Here is an 18,401-nt window from a genome sequence, read left to right as displayed (position 1 = left end):
AACCCTTTCTATAATTTCGGTTAACTAGGATTTAAACGATATCTTAATAATTCAAAATCCGGTGTATATACAAAGGTACCATGTAAAATTTCTTTACCCTTTAGTAAATAATCAATTATGTGATAGTCTCCTGCTGCCATAGGAAGATTTTTCACTTCATCTATTGCATGCCAGCGAAGAATTCCTTCTTCACACTCATCTTGATTTTCACCGTCAAACTCGGTAGCCAAAAATGAAAACATCATCCATTCATTCACTACCTTAGCATCTTCTTCTATAATAATTGTAAAAACACCTTTTAATTTTGGGTTTTTTAAGTAAACACCTGTTTCTTCACGATATTCACGAACAACTGCTTCTCTAATGTTTTCACCTGGCTCCATCTTACCGCCGGGTGCAACCCACCAGTTTCTTCTAGGTTTTTGTAGCAAGAGGATATTATTTTCATTTACCAAAACACAATGTGTAACTCTTTGCATTTCTTATACCTCACTTACAATTTGGACTTGCAGTTGGTTGAAACTGCCCAATCTATATTATACCGTTAAACTAGTCAGACAACAACTTGTTAAGAATAGGAATTAGGGTAGAAAGGTCCTGACTAAAGGAAAAGATTTTGTAGGTTAAAACTAGGGTTGAGGAACAAAGTCGATCACTTTCGGAGACAAAAAAAGGGAACATGGACAAGCGCATATCCATGTTCCTATATATATTAGGGGGCTCTCTGGTTATTGTCTATATTACAGGAACTATATTTCAAGAGAGTTACACCCTAATTACATATAAGTTTCAGAATATTACAATTTCGTTCACAATTCTAAAACTTAATTTTATAAATCACTTTATCGTTTTTAATTAAGATCAGTTAGTTTTAGATAATTCTTCTTTTAGTTCTTCGATATAATGTTGTACTGCTTGAGCAGCAATACTTCCGTCTCCAGTAGCTGTTACAACTTGACGTAAAGTTTTTTCACGAACATCACCAGCAGCAAAAATACCTGGTACTCTTGTTTCCATTACATCATTTGTTTCGATATATCCATTTTCATTTGTAATGCCTAAATTTAAGAATGGTTTTGTTAATGGAAGCATTCCAATATAGATAAATACTCCATCTGTTTTAAATTCAGATTCTTCACCATTTTTAGTATCTACAAGCGTTACGCTACTTACTTTACCATCAGTTCCGTTAACTTCTTTAATTGTTGAATTCCAAATAAATGAAATCTTTTCATTTGCAAATGCACGGTCTTGAAGGATTTTTTGAGCTCGTAATTGATCTCTACGGTGAACGATTGTAACTTTAGAAGCATATCGAGTTAAATATACGCCTTCTTCTACTGCTGAATCTCCGCCACCTATTACAACTAATTCTTTATCTTTAAAGAATGCCCCATCACAAACAGCACAGTATGATACACCACGTCCTCCAAGCTCTTGCTCACCTGGAACACCAATTTTTTTGTATTCTGCACCAGTTGAAATAATAATTGCGCGTGTTTTGTACTCTTTTTTACCAGCAACTATTGTTTTATATTCTTTACCGTCGATAATTTCTTTAATGTCCCCATAAGCATATTCAGCACCAAATTTTTTCGCATGATCAAACATTTTATTTGATAAATCTGGACCTAAAATACTATCAAAACCTGGGTAGTTTTCAATTTCTTCAGTATTTGCCATCTGTCCACCTGGAATACCACGTTCCATCATTAATGTAGAAAGATTTGCACGAGATGTATATACAGCTGCAGTCATCCCTGCAGGACCAGCTCCAATGATAATAACATCATAAATTTTTTCTTCCATTACTTAATCACTCCTTGTACTTAAATGGCTAATTGCCCTACTTCATTAACTATCACTATCCTAATACGCGAAGACATAAAACAACAAATCATATGCTCATGATAAAGAAAACTCGTCGACTTCCGAGCCTTTTAGGCGAAGATACTACGTAGTGTATGATTTCTTGCTACCAACTTAAACTCACCTTAATGTGAAATAAAGAAAGCTTGCATTAACACCATCTGGTATTAAAACAAGCTTCGAATGGCGCTAATGCCTTTATTTAATAAATAGGTAGAGATATTATAGTTTGCTGCAATTTTCTTTTGTGATACACGTTTCACTTCATTTTCAACAAGATAATGTGTTGCAGCTAATAAAACTTCTTCATTTACAGGTAATTCTTTATATTTTAATGTAAGTTCACAAATAGCGAAAAACCACAATTGAAGATGATTACGTAGTATTATATAATCTTCTTCCCAAGTTGTTTGGACTTTCTTTGCTCCGTTAATCGCAATATTCAATGATGGATGTGGCTCTAAATAACACATATTATTTAGAAGAACTTGTTCTAATTGTTCATCGAGACCAATATTTTCTAATGGATTTAAATCTTGAAGGATCGAACTAAATTTTTGTTCATAATAATATTCCTTCATAAAATAGATTAATCCCCATCTCTCACTATTCGAATTGGAGTATTTTGCTTGGTACTCTGTTTCTGCCATCAATTGTTCGATTTCATTCGATGAATGTTTTTTTTCAGCCCAAGGAGCCAATTCCTCATGATCATCAAATTCACTCGTCATCTCAAAATTCCATATACGCTCCGCTGTTTCAGTTCTTCCAGATTGATAGGCTGCATCACAGAACATATAATAAAACTGTATTTCACGATCTGGTCGTTCCATATAAAGTAAATTAAATAACTTATATGCTTCTTCATACTTCTTGAATTGATAGAAAAGTACACCAAGCTTGTGGCGGTGCTCTTCAGAAATTGGAACAATATTTGATAAGCTTTCCAGATATTGTAGAGCAATTTCTTGTTCATTTAATATTCTTTTTAGCATTGTTAAATGAATTAAAGCTGATAAATTACCTGGATTTTCCTCTAAAACATATTGTAATACTCTTTCAGCTTCCTCAGGATTCCCTAAATGAAGCTCTACTAAAGCTAAATTATTATAAGCTGGCCAAAATTCTTGATACTTATCAACAATACTAAGTAAAGTTGTTTTAGCTGATTTCCAATCATGATTTGCCAAATAGCTTGTAACTCGCTCTTGAAGCACTAATAAATCATCATTAATACTTAAATCATCATCTTCTTCACTATGAATAATATCTAAATAGTCTTCTAGTTCTTCTAATTGCTCTTCATCCGTACCAATTTCTAAATACTTTTGAGCGTACAAATTAGCTTTTTGGAACAATCCTAATTCAAAAAATGCAAATGCTAATAAATAATATACATCCTCATTTGTTGGATATTTATCTAAAATATATTCTAAAATTGTAATCGTAGTTTGATATTGATGTAATGATAAAAGCTTTCTAGAAATATCTATAAGAACTGTTTGATTTTCTTCATTTTCAGCAGCTTTTTTTAAATAATAAATCGCTTGCTCGGAATCGTTACTATTATAAGCTTTCATCCCTTTTTCGTAGAAATAATCTTTCGGTAACGAGAACGAAACGACATTATGAAATTGATTTGTTTGATTCCCCAAATTTTCAGACATTCGATCCTCCAGTTTTTCAAGCTTATCACAGTATATCACATAAAAAGAGGAAATAGTCGCCGTCCAAATTATAAGAATTTTAAACGAACGTACAATTTCCACATTATCTAAATAAGTTGTCAAAGTATTATTTTAACCGAAACAAAAAATATTGAAAACCACTTTTTTAAGAGGTTAAATAGTAGTTTCAGATTGAGGTAATGAAATAATAACCATGGGATTACCTCCTACGAACGCACCTGCTGGAACATCCTTGTTGACAAGTGTTGCAGCTGAAACTTTCGCACCATCACCGATTGTGACACCCGGCAAGATTGTCGTATTTGCACCAATTAACACATTATTACCAATAATGACTTCTCCTAATCGATATTCATTAATTAAATATTCATGCGCCAAGATTGTTGTATTATAGCCGATAATCGAATTCTTACCAATTGAAATTAATTCTGGAAACATTAAATCAGGCGTTACTTTAAACGCAAAGGATGTATACTCTCCTACTTTCATTCCAATAAGATTCCTATACATCCAGTTTTTCAGTCTAAAGAATGGGACATAACGAGCTATTTCAATAACAATGACATTTCGAAATGTTTTCCAAAATGAAACAGTCTTGTACACTTGCCAAAGTGAATTCTCACCTTCAATTAGGTAGCGTTTCGTTTTCCTCAATTCTCATCAATTCCTAGAATTGGTAAGATATCGCTCATCTTTTCAAGCATAAAATCAGGTTTAAAAGTAGCTAAAAAATCTTTTCCCTTTAGTGACCAAGCAACACCTGCTGTTTTCGTTCCAGCATTTTGACCACCTTCAATATCATGGTAATTATCGCCCACCATTATACTCTCTTCGGGAATAGAATTTAATTTTTTTAAAGCTAATTGAATTGGTTCTGGATGTGGCTTTGCATTTTGCACATCATCAATTGTGATAACAGTATCAAAGAATTGCTTTAATCGACCAAAACTTAAGCCCATCTCAACAACATTTCGTGCCTTTGTTGTTACAATTCCAATTTTATAGCCTAATTTGTGTAAAGTTTCAATCGTCTCATAAACCGTTTCATACTCCTCAACAAACTCATCATGCATCTCCATATTAAAACGGCGATATTCCGAGATCAACTCTTCAACTCTTTCTTCATCTACCGTAGAGAAAGATTCAGTTAAAGTTGGACCCATAAAAGGTATAACATGTTCACGTTTATATTGTTCAGGATAATATTTATTCAAAGTATGCAAAAAAGAAGCAATAATTAATTCATTTGTATTGATTAAAGTACCATCTAAATCAAATAGGATCGTATTTATTTTCATAAGAATTTCCTTTCTATTTCACTTCAGTTTTTAAACTTGATTCAGTTTTCCTACCTACTCTTCCTACGATTCTCGCAACTATACAAGTAACAATTAACGCGACAAAGAATCGAATTAAAAATAAGTATAAGACTGGAATCCCTAAAGGAATAAAGAGAAGTGTATCTTCTACTACAGCATGACAAGCTACTAAAAATAAGAAAACGAGGTATAAATCACGTTTCGAAACACCATCTTCTTTAACGGCTTGAATCATAACGCCTGCTCCAAAAGCTAATCCAAAAAACAATCCCGCAGCTAATGTAACTCCAGCTTTTGCTTCAACTCCAATTAATTTAGTAAATGGAGATAATAATTTTGTTATATAATTCATCCACCCAAAATCTTTTGCAATTTGAATAACTAGCATTAATGGAAAAACAATTTTAATAAGGTTTAAAATCCCCATTAATGACGAAATGATGGCAGTATAAACGATATCCCATCCTGTCTGGTTAGCGCTTTCTGCAACTGCAATGCCTTTATGAACAATTTCTGTTCCACCAGACCAAAAGAAATGGATACAAATAGCTGATAAAATTGCAAAACCTATCCTTACTAAAACAACAAAAGATGCTCGAACCCCTACAGCAGTAGCTACTGTCGTTTCAACAAATAGATTATGAGAAAAACTTAACATAACTGCAAGGATCAATGCCTCCTTAACAGTTAAATCCATCGGTAACATTGCTCCAAGAGCTGCATATAGATTTAAAACATTTCCTAAAACTAATACTAATGCCGCATCTCCCTTTAAACCAATAAAACTCATTAATGGTTCAAGAATATGAACAAACCAGTCCATTAGAGCAGTTTCTTTAATAATCGTTAAAATGAAAGAAATAGGGAAAATTATTTTCCCTATTTTCCAAGAAGTTTGTAAACCAACTAGTAACCCTCTCTTTAAAGTTTCCAACGTGCTCCCCACTCCTGTTTTACAAACTTATGCGTCTAAATAACGCTCATTCGATAACCCCTTAACTCTACGATAAACAAGAATGATAATAGATAGTACGATAATCACGACTGAAATAAATTGAGCCATTCTAATAGTACTTGTTAACATTAAACTATCTGTTCTTAATCCTTCAATAAAGTAACGACCAATTGAATACCAAATTAAATATGTTAAAAACATTTCACCACGTCTAAGATTCACTTTTCTCAAAATTAGTAAGAAAATAATCCCTAATAAACTCCATAGAGATTCATATAAAAACGTTGGATGATAATACGTTCCATCAATATACATTTGATTAATAATCCAAGTAGGTAAATGAAGACTTTCTAAAAATGCTCTAGTTACTGGTCCACCATGAGCCTCTTGGTTCATGAAGTTCCCCCAACGTCCAAGCATTTGGCCTACTAAAATACTTGGTGCTGCTATATCTGCAAGCTTCCAAAATGAAATGCCTCTTTTCTTTGCAAAGAAATAACTAGCAATAAATGCTCCAATTAAACCACCGTGAATAGCTAAACCACCATGCCAAATTGCCGGTATTTCACTAACATGCTTAGAATAGTAGTTCCACTCAAAGAGCACATAATAAATTCTAGCCCCTATAATTGCTGAAGGTAGAGCTACTAAAATTAAATCTAAAAATGTATCATCAGGTATTCCACGTCGTTTACTTTCACGAATTGCCAACCATAAACCTAAAACAACTCCTAATCCAATCAATACCCCATACCACTTTATTGAAAGAGGACCTAAGTGTAAAAATACTTTATCTAATGGCTGAATATTTGACTCCATTTCAATTTCCCCACTTTTTCATTAAATTAAATCACTAACATTATTACCGCCTTGAATTACCTTCTCTAAACGATCTGCAAATTGCTGCGCTGCGTTTACACCCATATTTTTCAAACGGAAATTCATCGCTGCTACTTCAATAATAACAGCTAAATTTCGCCCTGGTCGAACAGGTAATGTAATTTTCGAAATATCTGTATCTAATATTCTGAGTTTTTCATCGTCTAAACCAACTCGATCGTAAACCTTTTGAGAGTCCCAAGTCTCTAAATCAATGTTCAACGTAATACGCTTGTAATTTCGTACAGACCCTGCTCCGAAAAGAGTCATTACATTAATAATTCCTAATCCACGAATTTCCAATAAATGTTCAATTAATTCTGGCGATGAACCAATCAGCGTATCCTCATCAGTTTGACGAATCTCTACTGAATCATCTGCTACTAATCGATGACCACGTTTTACTAACTCTAGGGCTGTTTCACTTTTACCTACTCCACTTTTTCCAGTAATTAATACACCGACACCGTAAATATCAACTAGTACACCGTGTAACGCTGTAGTTGGGGCAAGTTTAGCCTCTAAATAACTCGTAAGTCTACTGTACGCTGTAGTTGTCTTACTGTTTGATAGTAAAATAGGTACGCCAGTTTCTTCACCCGCTTCGATTAATTCGGATGGAATTTCTAAACCTCGTGTCACAATGATACAAGGCGTATCATCTGCACAAAGCTTTCTTAATCGCCCCTGTTTTTCTTCGTCAGTTAAGCTATGATAAAAAGTTAATTCTGTTTTCCCTAATATTTGTACTCGATCAGATGGATAGTATGTAAAAAAACCTGCAACCTCTATACCTGGGCGAGATAAGTCAGTCGTGTTAATCGAACGATTCAAACCCGCACTTCCACTAATGACCTCTAATTTAAAATACTCAACTAAATTCTTTGTACGTAATTTAGCCATACAAGCCTCCTAAGGATTAATAATTATGTATTATCTCTCATATTGTACCATTTTTAAACTTTGTGGGAAAATGTCGACAAGTCACTATCTGCGCTAAAACGATTAAAAATCATTAATGTAAAAGTGAATTTATCAACTGAATTTTATAACTAAACAATCAGTTTTAGCATTATAACACCCCTCATCAGTCATATATCAATGGAGTTCACATATAATTCGATTTCCCCACTAATTTAAAAAACAAAAAAAAGAGACTCTCAAAAGTACTTTAACTTAAGAGACTCCTCTTTTTTACCGATGACTATGCTTTTTTTTGTCCTTTGAACCAAACACAAAATATTGAATTAACATACTGAATGTACTAATTAGAATCGATGCAATAATAGCAGTTCCAAAACCATTTACTCGTAGGGCATCCCCTAATAAATAATCAGTAATTTCTAACGTAAATGCATTAATAATAAACAGGAATAATCCCATCGTAAAAATGGTTACAGGTAAAGTTATTAATATTAAGATTGGACGAATAATTGTATTTAAGATCGATAACACCAACGCAGCTATTATAGCTGTTGGAACATTTTTTACATAAAAATCTGGTTGCAGAAATCCTGCTACTACAATAAAAACTAAGCTATTAATAGCTAATGAAAAAAACCATCTCATTTATTTCACGTCACCTTCTTCTGGAACAACAAATATCCAAATTAAATACACAAATAGAAGTGCTCCAAATCCTACGAAGAATAAAATAACAAACAGTAAACGGATTAATGTACTGTCCAAATTAAAATACTTACCTAATCCACCACATACACCCGCAAGCATGGAATCTTTAGAAGATCGATATAGTTTTTTCAAAAAAAATCTCCTCTCTATCGATACGTCCTCATTTTTTTATCATTACTAATTTTTCTATTTCATTATTTATTCTATGTTAAAACATTAAAGAAATGTGGACTACTTTTCAAGTAAAAGGAACTATGAATAACATTAAAATGCCTATATAAAAACAAATACAAAGAAAAGGAGTTTAAGTCCTATTCTTTGTATCTCTTTTTCAATTTATTTTGAGACTATCTTTTTAAGATTAAGACTCCATCAATGCCATTCTTTTTTCCATTCTAGCTTTGTCACGTTCTAATACCACTTTTAAATACTTACCTGTATGAGACGCTTCGACTTTACATAGTTTCTCTGGTGTACCGGTTGCTACGATAGTCCCACCTTTGTCTCCACCTTCTGGTCCTAGATCGATTAGATAGTCGGCTGCTTTAATCACATCTAAGTTATGTTCAATTACAAGTACAGTATCGCCATTATCTACTAGTCTTTGTAAAACAACTAATAATCGTGCAATATCATCAACATGAAGCCCTGTAGTAGGTTCATCTAATATATATAAAGTTCTTCCATTCGTACGTTTATGAAGCTCGGAAGCTAGTTTTACACGCTGTGCTTCCCCGCCAGATAAAGTCGTAGCAGGCTGTCCTAATGTAATATAACCTAAACCTACATCGTATAACGTTTGAAGTTTGCGTTTAATCTTAGGAATATTTTCAAAGAAGGAAACTGCATCCTCAACCGTCATATTTAAAACTTCAGATATCGATTTATCTTTATATTTTACTTCTAACGTTTCTCGATTATATCGTTTACCATGACAAATCTCGCATGGTACGTAAACATCAGGTAAGAAATGCATTTCTATTTTAATAATTCCATCGCCTCGACATGCTTCACATCTTCCACCTTTAACGTTGAAGCTAAACCGACCTTTCTTATAACCACGAACTTTTGACTCATTCGTAGCAGCATATACATCTCGAATATCATCAAATACACCAGTATAAGTAGCCGGATTAGAACGAGGAGTACGACCAATTGGTGATTGATCAATATCAATAACCTTCTCCAATTGTTCAATGCCTTTAATTTCTTTATGCTCCCCTGGACGTACTTTCGAACCATTTAATTTTTGAGCTAATGATTTATATAAAATCTCATTAATTAATGTACTTTTCCCTGATCCTGATACACCCGTTACCGCAACGAACGTACCTAATGGGAATGAAGTTGATACATTTTTTAAATTATTTTCCTTTGCTCCAACAATTTTAATTTCACGTCCATCGCCTTTTCTACGCTCAAGTGGTACAGGAATAAACTTTTCACCTGATAAGTACTTCCCTGTTAATGAATTTTGATCATTCATTACTTCATTTGGAGTTCCTTGTGAAATGACCTGGCCACCGTGAATACCGGCTCCCGGTCCGATATCAATTAAATAATCTGCTGCAAGCATCGTATCTTCATCATGCTCTACAACAATTAAAGTATTTCCGATGTCTCTCATATTTAACAATGTTGAGATTAAACGATCATTATCACGTTGGTGTAATCCAATCGATGGCTCATCTAAAATATATAATACACCAGTTAATCTCGAACCAATTTGAGTCGCCAAACGAATTCGTTGAGCTTCTCCACCAGATAATGTACCTGCAGCTCGGTTCAATGTTAAATAATCCAAACCTACATTTACTAAAAAGCCTAACCGCTCTCTAATTTCTCGAAGGATTAGATTTGCAATTTTTTCTTGTTTTGGCGTTAAATCAAGCGATCCAAAGAAATCAAACGCTTCTTTAACTGACATTTTTGTTACTTCACCAACATGCAAGCCACCAATAAATACTGCAAGAGCCTCTTTTCTTAGACGATGCCCTTTGCAAGTTGGACAATGTTGTTGCGCCATGTACTTTTCCATTTGCTCACGAATAAAATCTGAAGATGTTTCTTTAAAACGTCTCTCTACGTTCGAAATAACACCTTCAAATTCAATCATCGCTTCACGTACATGACCTTGCTCGTTATCATATTTAAAATAGATTTGTTCGCCATTACTACCATAAAGAATTTTATCTTGCAGATCTTTTGGTATGTCTTTAAATGGAATATTCATATCAATGCCGTAATGATTACAAACACTCTCTAGTAATTGAGGATAATACATTGAGCTAATTGATTCCCATGGTGCTATAGCATTTTCTTTAAGTGTTAATTCATCATTTGGGATAACTAAGTTTATATCCACTTCTAATTTTGTTCCTAATCCATCACATGAATGACAAGCTCCAAACGGGCTGTTAAACGAAAACATACGCGGCTCTAATTCCCCAATTGAGAAACCACATAAAGGACATGCATGATGTTCACTAAAAAGTAATTCTTCTTCACCTATTACATCAATGATTACTCGACCTTCTCCTAGTTTTAAAGCTGTTTCAAGAGAATCAGCTAATCGAGACGCTACACCATCTTTTACGACAATACGGTCAATTACAACTTCGATTGAATGCTTCTTATTTTTCTCTAATTCTATTTCATCAGATACATCAAATAGCTCACCATCAACACGAACACGAACGAACCCTTGTTTTTTTATTTCTTCAAATACTTTTACATGTGTCCCTTTACGACCAGATACCACAGGAGCAAGTACTTGAAGTTTCGTTCGTTCAGGATACTCCATTACACGATCTACCATTTGTTCGACTGTTTGAGAAGTAATTTCAATACCGTGATTTGGACAAATCGGCGTTCCAATTCGAGCATACAGAAGTCTTAAATAGTCGTAAATCTCTGTTACAGTACCAACTGTCGAACGGGGATTTCGGCTAGTCGTTTTTTGATCAATTGAAATCGCAGGTGAAAGTCCTTCAATTGAATCAACATCAGGTTTATCCATTTGACCTAAAAATTGACGAGCATACGCAGATAAAGATTCTACATATCTGCGTTGACCTTCTGCATAAATCGTATCGAATGCTAGAGATGACTTACCTGATCCCGATAAACCAGTCACAACTACTAATTGATTGCGAGGGATCGTTACATCGATATTTTTTAAGTTATGCGCTCTGGCCCCTTTAATAATTATTTCATTCATACTTTTCAAGTTCTTCACCTCTCAGACTTCAATTCTAATATTAAGTCACGAAGTTCTGTTGCTCGTTCAAAATCAAGCGCCTTCGCTGCGTCCTTCATTTCCATTTCAATTGATTGAATAAATAAATGACGTTCTTTTTTGTTCATCTTCTTATATTTAGCACTAATGCCGTTTTCATAAACTTCTTCTTCCTCAGCAACAGAAGTAGCTCGAATCACATCACGTACTTGCTTAATAATCGTTTTAGGAGTGATTCCATGTTTTTCGTTATATTCTTCCTGAATCTCACGACGACGTTTTGTTTCATTAATAGCAATATCCATCGAATTCGTCATTTTATCAGCATACATAATAACATGACCATTTGAATTCCTTGCAGCACGACCAATTGTTTGGATTAATGATCGTTCAGATCGTAAAAATCCTTCTTTATCTGCATCTAAAATTACGACTAATGAAACTTCAGGAATATCTATACCTTCACGTAAAAGGTTAATACCAATCAATACATCATATTTACCTAAACGAAGATCACGAATAATTTCAATTCGTTCAAGTGTTTTAATTTCAGAATGTAAATAGTTAACCTTAATTCCGATTTCTTTCAAATAGTCCGTTAAATCTTCAGACATTTTCTTTGTTAGAGTAGTAATAAGTACTCTCTCATTTTTAGCAATACGATTACGAACTTCATCGATCAGATCGTCAATTTGCCCTTCAATCGGACGAACATCTATTGTCGGATCTAGTAGACCTGTTGGACGAATAATTTGCTCTACTTTCTCAGGACATAGTTCTAGCTCATATGGTCCAGGTGTCGCAGTTACGTAAATAGTTTGTTGAACCTTTTCTACAAACTCTGCAAACTTTAAAGGTCGATTATCCAATGCTGAAGGCAGACGGAATCCATGATCTACTAAAACTTGCTTTCGAGCTTGGTCGCCGTTAAACATTCCTCGAATTTGCGGAACCGTAACATGTGACTCGTCAATCACCATTAAGAAATCTTCTGGAAAATAGTCTAATAATGTATAAGGTGTAGAACCAGGTGGTCTCAGCGTCAGATGACGGGAATAGTTTTCAATTCCTGAACAAAATCCCATCTCGTTCATCATTTCTAAATCATATCTAGTTCGCTGCTCGAGCCTTTGAGCTTCTAGTAACTTACCGTTATCTCTCATTTCCTTTAATCGCACTTCTAACTCAGCTTCAATATTTTTAATGGCGATTTTCATTTTTTCTTCACGAGTAACGAAGTGGGAAGCCGGGAAAATTGCAACATGTTCACGGTCACCTAAAATTTCACCAGTTAAAGCATCCACTTCTCTAATTCTCTCAATTTCATCACCAAAAAATTCCACACGAATACAGTGCTCATCACGTGATGCTGGGAATATTTCAACAACATCTCCACGAACTCGGAATGTACCACGTGAGAAGTCAATATCATTACGTGCATACTGAATATCTACTAGTTTATGCAATAGTTCATCTCTACTAATTTCCATTCCAATACGAAGAGAACAAACTAATTCACGATATTCTTCAGGAGAACCTAAACCGTAAATACAAGATACACTCGCTACAATAATGACATCCTTACGTTCAAAAAGGGAGGAAGTCGCAGAGTGACGTAATTTATCAATTTCATCATTAATACTTGAATCTTTTTCAATATAAGTATCCGTTTGAGGTACATAAGCTTCTGGCTGAAAATAATCATAGTAACTAACGAAATACTCAACTGCATTATTAGGAAAGAACTCTTTTAATTCACTATATAATTGCCCTGCTAATGTTTTATTGTGAGCAAATACTAATGTTGGTTTTCCTACTTCTTTAATTACATTTGAAATGGTAAACGTTTTTCCCGTACCTGTAGCACCTAATAAAACTTGATGCTCTTTACCATTTTTAACCCCCTCAACTAACTGCTTAATCGCATTTGGCTGGTCGCCTTGAGGTGAATAATTAGAAACTACCTCGAATTCCTGCTCCATCTTCCCCGCCTCCATTTCCAAAACATACCTATCCTTCTATTTTACCACAAAATTTCAAAAATCAATCAAAAACAGAACAAACGTACTTTAAAAAATAATCATCTTTACATATTATCGATGTTTAAGTACGAATTCAAGTAATTAAACTAGAACGTATATTCCTTAAGTGAAGGATAAGGTAAAGAAAAAAGAACAGGAATAAGAAAGAAGAAGGAGTAGGAAAAGATTTTATAAGTTTTATAAAATCTTTCCCTATAACCAATCTCTTATCTTTTTCCTGTCCTACTTATTCAACCTTAAAATCATATACTTGTAATTTTTTTAATGCTTTACTAGCATTTCCTTTAATATTCTTTACTTCAATCTTACCTTCGAAAACACTTTGTCCATTTGCTAAGTCAGCAATAATGAAATCTTTATTGACCTTCCCTGGATTTTCTATATTATTCGTAATTACATATAGTTTTCTATTAATGATTTTATAATTTGAAAGGTTATTACTATTTACTTTAGAAATAAGTACTGGTTCACCTTCGACTTTTTTATTGTTAAGGTTATACTTTAATACTGAAAGATCTTTATCACCGTTCGTTATAAAATACAAGTTATCGTTTTCAAGGATCACATTACTCTGCATCACTTGTTCTTTTTGTTCATTCGATAAATTTAATGTTTCATCTTTATTATTTTCTAAATTAAATATGACTACTTCATTTCTAAGTTCTTCAGTTGTTGTTTCACCATTTGTTTGAACTGTATCTTTTAGTTTTGTCTTTTTGAATACATTGTATTTAGAAGGAACGGTTTCATCTGATTCTTGTATCAGATTTTGTATGTCAGTATGTGTATGAGTCTTTTGGTCATTGGATGATTTATTAATAACTTTACGATCAACAATTTTCTTTTGGTTTACATTAATTCGATACATAACCAGTTCAGTTTGATCGATATTTACATCTGAATTTGTATTATCCATGGTTTTATTTTGATAAGTAGTAACAACTAATTCTTTTCCGATTAATTGTACATCTTCTACACTAATATATGAGTAGTTTTCTTCCTCTGGAATATCGAGTTTAAATTTAAAACGGTCTTTATTTTGAAGATCAAGACCATCTATATACATTTTAAAGTGATTATTTTTATGCTCATAAGTGCCACCAATTTTTCCACCTTTTACATCAGCGTACCATGCATAATCTTTATCGATATAAAATTGAGAAGAAGAAATTTTTCCGCGCATAAAGTTTCTTTCTTTCTTTTTTAAATCATTTAATTTCTTTAAATTAAAGTAGTCACTATCAAGCTCACTAAACATTGAATTACTGTCTTTATATACACTTCCATCAGTTGTAATACTTAAACTTCTACCGTCTAATTGTCCATATCCAGCGCTCATAGTTAAATCTTTAACGTATTTTTCATCTCCACTTTCTGTCTTTAAATAAAATTTAGGCAACTTACTTTCTGACATAGCTACTTTCGTAAAAAACGTACCTAAACTAATTGTCGTGACAACGGCTATTACTGCCAAATTACGATATCGCTTCATTCTAACTCCTCCTTACACCGACACTTTGTTTTTTAATAAATATTTACTAAATAAGATTGAACCTGTAATGATGATTGTAATAAGGCCTAATTCCATATAGAACACTTCACTAGGATAAAATGAAAAATCATCTCCAAACAAATAGGATTCAATAAAAGCTGGTATAAGAAGTACACCTGCAATTGCAATCACGTATAAAATCCCAAAAACTATGCCCTTCCAACGATAACTACGCTCCAATAATATGAATGTAAACAGGGCAAATACTAGTCCCATTCCTATAAGATACCTAAAAATGAAATCCATAAAATTACTTGGTAATATCATTGTAAAAATAGTAGTACTCCTAAAAAGGTCAATCGTACTCATTTTTCCTAAAAGCTCACTCGGAACTATTTGTTGAAATACTTTTATTTCAATCGGTATAAGTATTAGTTGAAAAGCAAGTAAACTCAACACCATAATTAAGATCGTAGTCGCTTTAGCAAAGTAAATTGTCATTCTTGAAGTTGGAAGCATAAATAAACGGTAAATAAACGTATTTTTTCCGAAATAATCTCTGTACCAAATGATAAAAACATAGAACATCATTAAAGCGATACTGATCACAATTGGACCAATAAATAATGCATGATTAGCAACGTGGTTAAAGCTTAGCAATCCATTTGATGCAATGAATTCCTCGGTTGCTTTCATAGAGCTTGCGTAATTTGCATCATTCGCCATTTTCATATAAGAAGACTTTACTAAAAATAAACTTACGAACTGCGAAATTGCTACTATAATAAGTAATCCTATATATAATTTAAAAAATCGATTAACTTCAAAATTAACTAGTTTCAAATATCGATTCACGACTCATACACCTCTCTCATTACATCCATCACTGATTTACCTTCTTCTAATCGAATTTCTTCTGTATAAAACTCTTTCAGAATCTCGCCGTTATCTAATAAAACGACCTTATCGATTAAGTGCTCAATATCACTAATTTCGTGCGTAGTTATAATCACGCCTCGATCCTCAATTAAGTGACTTGTAAACACTTTTGCAATTTGCTCTCTACTAAACATATCGATACCAGAAAAAGGTTCATCCATCAGAACATAATCTACATCTAGTCCTAAACCAAAAAGTAAATTAGCTTTTGCAGCATTCCCTTTTGAAAGCTCACCTAATTTCTCATCTTCCTTTAAACGGAAAAATCCAAGTAATTCTTTTGCACGCTCTGGATTCCAATTTACATAAAAGTCTTTCATAAACTGCATTGCTTCTCCAACTGTAAAACTAGGAAGCATTGTAAGTGTATCTGGTATAAAGGTGATATTTTCGTACATTGTATGATTCATTTTCTTATCATCTATTAATATTTCACCGCGATCGATTGGCGTAATCCCCATAATCGCCTTCATCGTTGTCGACTTACCAACACCATTAATACCAATTAAACAAGTGATTTCTCCTTTATTTGCAGTGAAAGAAATATCACGCAAAACATTTTTTCGACCATATTTTTTTGAAACATTTTTTACTTGGATCATTTAAGCATCTCCTTTCTTTTCTTCTTTTATCTTTTGTTCATAGTTTTGTTTAACCATTGTAAGTAATTCTTCTACAGGAACATTTATTACTTTAATTGAATCGACGAATTCATTTACAGCTTCCATAATCAATTCATTTCGTACACCATTTAACACTTTTATATCAGTCGTAATCTTACTAGGGAAATTTCGTTCAGTCGTAATCAATCCTTGTTCCTCCATTTCCTTGTATGCTTTTTGTACAGTATTTGGATTTATATTAAATTGAACAGCTAATTCTCTTCTTGATGGTATTTCTTGACCAGCTTCTAATAGTCTTTTGGCAATTTGTTGTTTAAAATGCCTAACGACCTGTAAATAAACGGGTTCACGGTTATTCACTATAAATTCCATCAATCCACCTCCTCGTTCTTAATACAATTTAATTAGTATGTGTGTGTACTACTTAGTTCATACACCTAATCCATAACAATGCGTGTCACTCGGTTAATACACCTTATACGTGTACTATACAGGTAATACACTAAAATTGTCAAACATAAAATTAAAAAATACTAGACTTAATTGAACCGTTCCAATTAGTCTAGTATTTGTACGCTATCCTTAATTTAGTTTTTTTCGATCTTTTCGAACAACTAAAAAGTAAAAGAAGATACTAGGCCAAGGAAATTGGATCATACCTAACAGCCCCCATAACCAGGCTGAACGATTTCTCTTTTTAGCTTTTGTAAAAAGTGTGATACTTTGAATTATTAAAATTGTGAAGACTAAAACTAATATGATAATATTTTCTGTTGTCCATTCCACTTTAAATCCACTCACTTTCTATTTTCTTTTTATCTCGTTTAAAAATAATTGGTAGTACAATAAAGCCTAAACCTTGAATAATAACAATACTCACTGGTGCTTCTAACGCTATAAGTAGTGTACCTATAAATAAACTGCATGCTACACAAATGAATATTATTAATTCCTTAAGAAAAATCGTTTTCTTTTTTTCTTGATGACTTTTAATCTTTTCTGTAATTGCGTTGATTGAAGGTTCTTGAATATTCGTTAATTCATCAAACTGCTTAAATGCCGAAACAATTTCTTCTTTATCCATCTTGCATTAACTCCTTTCTTAACTCCTTCATTCCATTATGAATTCTTGATTTAACCGTTCCTTCTCGAATTTCCATCATATTTCCAATTTCTTCGTTCGTATAGCCGTAGTAATGCTTTAATAATATGGCCGCTCGCACTTCCGATTTAAGCTTTTCAAAACCCTCCATAATATCACTCCACTCAAACCCTTTATAAGCCAACTGCCAATTTAAGGAACGGGATAATTCTACAGACTCATTTTTTTGCCAAAACCATTCGCGCTTTTTCTTTCTTTGTTGATCTAAATAAAGTCTAGTAGCGATTGTTATTAGCCAAGTTGAAAATTTTGATTGACCATTGTATTTCTTTATATTGTCATAACCTTTCAGCATCGTATCCTGCACTAAATCTTCTGCAGTTTGTTGATTTAACGTTATCTTCAATACGTATTTATATAAAAAGGAATAATGGATTTGAAAAAGTTTAGCAAATGCATCTTGGTCACCTTGCTGAGCATCCTTAATAATTTCTAATTCATCTAAATCAGCCATTTCTTCCTCCTTCCTAGCTAACTTATTCAATATTTATTTAGTTTTCATTTGTTATACGATTAGGTTCTGCAAATCGTTCATTTTTCTTTTAATTTTTTTCAAAAAAAAA

The 18,401-nt window shown here is 33.1% G+C and carries 19 protein-coding genes; all 19 read right to left on the bottom strand.

The features are described from left to right. Nucleotides 1-20: 20 nt before the first annotated feature. On the bottom strand, nucleotides 21-479 hold the full coding sequence (locus tag AN960_RS08950) for an NUDIX hydrolase (RefSeq protein WP_056469826.1): 459 nt from the start codon (nucleotides 477-479) through the stop codon (nucleotides 21-23). Between the two features lie 382 nt (nucleotides 480-861). Further along, nucleotides 862-1,809 carry a thioredoxin-disulfide reductase gene (gene trxB, locus AN960_RS08945; RefSeq protein ID WP_056469823.1) on the bottom strand — a complete coding sequence of 316 codons (948 nt, stop codon included), beginning with the start codon at nucleotides 1,807-1,809 and terminating at the stop codon, nucleotides 862-864. Between the two features lie 227 nt (nucleotides 1,810-2,036). Beyond that, the gene (locus tag AN960_RS08940) at nucleotides 2,037-3,536 is read right to left on the bottom strand and encodes a tetratricopeptide repeat protein (RefSeq protein WP_056469819.1); all 1,500 of its coding nucleotides are present in this window, start codon (nucleotides 3,534-3,536) and stop codon (nucleotides 2,037-2,039) included. A gap of 174 nt (nucleotides 3,537-3,710) precedes the next feature. Continuing rightward, nucleotides 3,711-4,211, bottom strand: a complete 501-nt coding sequence (locus AN960_RS08935) for an acyltransferase (RefSeq protein WP_056469817.1) — start codon at nucleotides 4,209-4,211, stop codon at nucleotides 3,711-3,713. Then, nucleotides 4,208-4,855 carry a pyrophosphatase PpaX gene (gene ppaX / locus AN960_RS08930; protein ID WP_056469814.1) on the bottom strand — a complete coding sequence of 216 codons (648 nt, stop codon included), beginning with the start codon at nucleotides 4,853-4,855 and terminating at the stop codon, nucleotides 4,208-4,210. Before ppaX ends, AN960_RS08935 begins: the two co-directional genes overlap by 4 nt. Nucleotides 4,856-4,868: 13 nt before the next feature. Then, a complete protein-coding gene (locus AN960_RS08925) occupies nucleotides 4,869-5,810 on the bottom strand; it encodes a nucleoside recognition domain-containing protein (protein ID WP_056469812.1) in 942 nt (313 codons plus the stop codon). Nucleotides 5,811-5,837: 27 nt separating this feature from the next. Further along, the gene (lgt, locus tag AN960_RS08920; protein WP_056469810.1) at nucleotides 5,838-6,650 is read right to left on the bottom strand and encodes a prolipoprotein diacylglyceryl transferase; all 813 of its coding nucleotides are present in this window, start codon (nucleotides 6,648-6,650) and stop codon (nucleotides 5,838-5,840) included. Between the two features lie 21 nt (nucleotides 6,651-6,671). Beyond that, nucleotides 6,672-7,613: an HPr(Ser) kinase/phosphatase gene (gene hprK, locus AN960_RS08915; protein ID WP_056469807.1), complete on the bottom strand. Its 942-nt coding sequence runs from the start codon at nucleotides 7,611-7,613 to the stop codon at nucleotides 6,672-6,674. 291 nt (nucleotides 7,614-7,904) lie between these two features. Next, entirely contained in the window at nucleotides 7,905-8,279 is a 375-nt protein-coding gene (locus tag AN960_RS08910; RefSeq protein ID WP_056469805.1) for a phage holin family protein, read from the bottom strand. Further along, nucleotides 8,280-8,474 (bottom strand): PspC domain-containing protein, encoded by a 195-nt coding sequence (locus tag AN960_RS08905; RefSeq protein WP_025568734.1) that lies wholly within the window; start codon nucleotides 8,472-8,474, stop codon nucleotides 8,280-8,282. Between the two features lie 229 nt (nucleotides 8,475-8,703). Then, on the bottom strand, nucleotides 8,704-11,562 hold the full coding sequence (gene uvrA / locus AN960_RS08900; protein ID WP_056469992.1) for an excinuclease ABC subunit UvrA: 2,859 nt from the start codon (nucleotides 11,560-11,562) through the stop codon (nucleotides 8,704-8,706). Nucleotides 11,563-11,576: 14 nt separating this feature from the next. After that, a complete protein-coding gene (gene uvrB / locus AN960_RS08895) occupies nucleotides 11,577-13,562 on the bottom strand; it encodes an excinuclease ABC subunit UvrB (protein WP_056469802.1) in 1,986 nt (661 codons plus the stop codon). Between the two features lie 286 nt (nucleotides 13,563-13,848). Then, nucleotides 13,849-15,114 (bottom strand): hypothetical protein, encoded by a 1,266-nt coding sequence (locus tag AN960_RS08890; RefSeq protein ID WP_056469797.1) that lies wholly within the window; start codon nucleotides 15,112-15,114, stop codon nucleotides 13,849-13,851. A 12-nt stretch (nucleotides 15,115-15,126) separates the two neighbouring features. Next, nucleotides 15,127-15,969 carry a hypothetical protein gene (locus AN960_RS08885; protein ID WP_056469794.1) on the bottom strand — a complete coding sequence of 281 codons (843 nt, stop codon included), beginning with the start codon at nucleotides 15,967-15,969 and terminating at the stop codon, nucleotides 15,127-15,129. Beyond that, nucleotides 15,966-16,655, bottom strand: a complete 690-nt coding sequence (locus tag AN960_RS08880; protein WP_056469792.1) for an ABC transporter ATP-binding protein — start codon at nucleotides 16,653-16,655, stop codon at nucleotides 15,966-15,968. The genes AN960_RS08885 and AN960_RS08880 overlap by 4 nt, the downstream gene beginning before the upstream one ends. Then, nucleotides 16,656-17,048: a GntR family transcriptional regulator gene (locus AN960_RS08875; protein WP_056469789.1), complete on the bottom strand. Its 393-nt coding sequence runs from the start codon at nucleotides 17,046-17,048 to the stop codon at nucleotides 16,656-16,658. 210 nt (nucleotides 17,049-17,258) lie between these two features. After that, nucleotides 17,259-17,462: a transcriptional regulator gene (locus AN960_RS08870; protein ID WP_286131656.1), complete on the bottom strand. Its 204-nt coding sequence runs from the start codon at nucleotides 17,460-17,462 to the stop codon at nucleotides 17,259-17,261. A 1-nt stretch (nucleotide 17,463) separates the two neighbouring features. After that, complete coding sequence (locus AN960_RS08865; protein ID WP_056469788.1) at nucleotides 17,464-17,760, bottom strand: YxlC family protein; 297 nt, start codon at nucleotides 17,758-17,760, stop codon at nucleotides 17,464-17,466. Then, the gene (gene sigY / locus AN960_RS08860; protein ID WP_056469786.1) at nucleotides 17,753-18,292 is read right to left on the bottom strand and encodes an RNA polymerase sigma factor SigY; all 540 of its coding nucleotides are present in this window, start codon (nucleotides 18,290-18,292) and stop codon (nucleotides 17,753-17,755) included. Before sigY ends, AN960_RS08865 begins: the two co-directional genes overlap by 8 nt. Nucleotides 18,293-18,401 lie beyond the last annotated feature (109 nt).

The organism is Bacillus sp. FJAT-25509 (assembly GCF_001420605.1).
In the GTDB taxonomy this organism is placed as follows: Bacteria; Bacillota; Bacilli; order Bacillales; family Bacillaceae_G; genus Gottfriedia.
Note: the sequence above shows the minus strand (reverse complement) of the source record. Positions and strands in the feature narration are given on the sequence as shown.